This window comes from Terrisporobacter muris, assembly GCF_024621905.1.
In the GTDB taxonomy this organism is placed as follows: domain Bacteria; phylum Bacillota; class Clostridia; order Peptostreptococcales; family Peptostreptococcaceae; genus Terrisporobacter; species Terrisporobacter muris.
Map to the genome: position 1 here is coordinate 1 of NZ_JANKBY010000365.1, position 3,195 is coordinate 3,195.

The 3,195-nt window shown below is 25.4% G+C and carries 3 protein-coding genes; all 3 read right to left on the reverse strand.

Features of this window, described 5'->3' with window-relative positions:
• Nucleotides 1–114: 114 nt before the first annotated feature.
• Nucleotides 115–2,244: a M56 family metallopeptidase gene (locus NSA58_RS17835; protein ID WP_257560765.1), complete on the reverse strand. Its 2,130-nt coding sequence runs from the start codon at nt 2,242–2,244 to the stop codon at nt 115–117.
• Between the two features lie 14 nt (nt 2,245–2,258).
• Complete coding sequence (locus NSA58_RS17840) at nt 2,259–2,624, reverse strand: BlaI/MecI/CopY family transcriptional regulator (RefSeq protein ID WP_039681338.1); 366 nt, start codon at nt 2,622–2,624, stop codon at nt 2,259–2,261.
• A gap of 371 nt (nt 2,625–2,995) precedes the next feature.
• Nucleotides 2,996–3,195 (reverse strand): RsiV family protein (locus tag NSA58_RS17845; protein WP_257560766.1); only part of this gene is annotated, 200 nt, incomplete at its 5' end.

A 3,195-nucleotide genomic window follows, 5' to 3' on the forward strand; every position in this document is an offset into this window, starting at 1 on the left:
CAATAATTATACTTACTAATAGTTTATTAATAACTATTGATTGGTCCATATTTCTTCCTATTAATCCTATAATAACTAAAGCACAGATATTTACACAAAATAATACAAATATTCCTACTGAAAACTTATTTTGTCATTTAAATCATCTAAGTTGGATATATTTTTTATTTTTAGATTAGTATATTTTTTTTCTTTACCCTTTAATTTAGCTTTAAATTCAACAGTCTTAGATGATTCTCCTATATGAATTTCATCCATACTTATTTCCATAACCTCACTACTTTTATTCTCTATATATAGCCCATATTCAGCATTATTATCAATTATGGAAATATTTTTTACTGTCATCTTAAAATCTTCATTATCTATAAATACTGGTGCATCATCATCGGAATATAAAGTGAAATTTTTACTGTCTATTTTTTCAAGCTTATTTCCGTTGATTTTATACTGCATATTTTCTAATTGCTCTTTCTTTTCATTATACTTAGTAAATGTTACAATGCTAGAATATTTATCATACTGAGTTTCATAAATATATCTCTTATTATCTACCAACTCTTCTCTTGTTCCTATCCATTCTGGATAGTCCCATAGCCCTTCCATATATGCTTTATCTACCAATGAAAGTTCATCTATATACTCATGTTCCACATATTCACTTATAACTTCACATTTTCTACCTATACTTTTTACATAAGCTTCTGCCTGCTTATTAATATCTTTTAACAATCTATCTGTGTAATCAATACTCGTAGCTTGTAAAGCTTCTTTTTTAGGAAACATTTTAAATACAGAATCCTTATACATTGATCCATCCTGTGCTTCCTCGCTTTCTAGATAATAATATCCTGGTTTTGTAGTTAAAAATTCCCCTTCTTTTACTTTTGAAAATTTTATTCTTATTGGTATATTAGAACTTCCACCAGTCATGCTAAATATGTCATTTTCGAAACTATATGTTCCATAGGTTGATACAAGATAAACTTCAATAGAATCTTCATCTTCTTCTTTACCTAATATCACATGGCTTTCCACATTTAACTCTCCTCCAAAGTCTATTCCATACCAATCTTTTATATAATTATCTACTATAGCCTTTGAAATAGCCTGGTCTAAATCTTGCAAGTCAGTTTTTTCTGTAGCTAATAGTACTTTCTTATTATCTTCATTTATAACTTTACCATTAGTAAGAAGTACACCACACATAATCAATAAACAAGCTATTCCAGTTACGGTAAATATCTTCTTTTTCTTTGTAAAGTACTTTGAATTTTTAATTAATTCCACTCTCTTTTTTATGGTTTTCTTATCATCTGTCATATTTAAACCTACTGCAAATCTTTTATTATAATTAACTTTTTCCAATACAGTAAGCATAGTGATACCATATTTATTATGTTCTTTTTCATTTAAAACCGATAAAACTCTTTCATCACAAGCCATTTCCATATCATTTCTAACATGTTTAAATAAATACCATACTAAAGGATTAAACCAATGGACACATTGTAAGAGAACTAGCATATTATCTACCCAAGTATCTTTACTTTTGAAATGGCATAATTCATGTAGAAATATATGTTGTAATTCTTCTTCGCTTAAATCAACCAAGTTACTTGGTATAATAATTTTAGTTTTAAATATACCTACTAAGGATGGCGAATTTATCATATCATCAATTACAAGATTAATTTTTCTTTTTATATGTAACTTTTCCTTGCATTCTTTTAGAATACATTCTAGATAATCGTATTTAATATTTTCTCTTCTTTTAAGATTTTTCATGAAATGTAAATAAATTATTATATGAGCAGTTAGAGCTAAAGCTACACCACTTATCCAAATAATGGGTATTATACTCGTAAAAATACTTTTTTCACTTTCATTATTAGAATTAAAAGAACTTTGAATAGTAGAAACTTTTTCTTGTGGTAAATTTTCTTTTTTGCTACTTTCATAATCTGTGTCAACAGTGTAATCTATACTTTCATTGAAATTTGATATATTAATATCATTTGCAGCAACTTGATTATTTATTTTTACAGGTATTTTATTAAATAAACTTAAACTACTTTCTGGACCAAATGGAAAGGCTAGCTTAATTATCAATATTATCCATAATAGATAAGCATATTTTTTATTAATTCTATTTCTCAATAAGCTTTTTATAAGTAATATTACCACTCCTGCTATACTACCATAAACAGTAGCACTTAATATGTACCCCCATATATTACTCATACTCCACCTCTTTTCTATTCATCTCTTAATATATCTTTTAGCTCTTCAATTTCTGATTTTGATAATTTTTTATCTTTTACAAAGCTAAGAACCATTTTATTTATTGATCCATTATAAAGCTTCTCTAAAAAAGACTTACTTGCATAATTTTTATATTCTTTCTCACTTATACTAGCACTGTAAATATATGATTTTTTATTACTCTTATCTACATTTACAAAATCCTTTGATACAAGTCTTGTTATAAGAGTTTGTATAGTTTTTGGCTTCCATTCACTTTTATCTTTTAGATTTTCTATAATTTCTGCACTAGTAGCTTTTTTAGCCTTCCATAATACTTTCATTACTTCTAATTCCGATTCAGAAATATTTTGTTTCATTATTAACCTCCCTCAAAACTTACAATCGTAATCTTTTACTTAAATCTTACAATTGTAATCCAAAAATGTCAACTCATTTTTCTCAAAATAAAAAATCACTTCGTGAAAAGTGATCTTTTATTTTATAAGCTATCTTTCCTTAATCTCTTCCAATTGCCTAAGATAATATTGTATCAAATTAGTTTTTTCAATTAAATTTATATTATCCTTATAATTACTTTTAAAAATTTTATATGATTATTTAGGTAATATCCTAAACTTAAAAATAAAATCAATAATGCTAATGTCTCAAAAATATATATGAGCATAAACATATATCCTTTTATAATTTGTAAAACTTTTCATTCAAAGTCTCATTACTTCTATATAAATTAAATGTTTATTACATCTTTTATTTCATTAAGAGGAATTTCAAATTTTGGGATACCTATATAATAAGGGCCTATCTCGTATAGTTGAAAATATATTATTAATTTATCATTTTCCAAATAAAATCCCTGATTATCATCTATACCTTTAAATCCATCTTTACCTGTAAAATATAAATCCTTATTTTTTTCTATTTCTTGCT

Excerpts from the sequence above, each read along its gene's own strand:
- NSA58_RS17840 (WP_039681338.1), bottom strand. The coding sequence starts at position 2,624 with ATGAAACAAAATATTTCTGAATCGGAATTAGAAGTAATGAAAGTATTA.
- NSA58_RS17835 (WP_257560765.1), bottom strand. The coding sequence starts at position 2,244 with ATGAGTAATATATGGGGGTACATATTAAGTGCTACTGTTTATGGTAGT.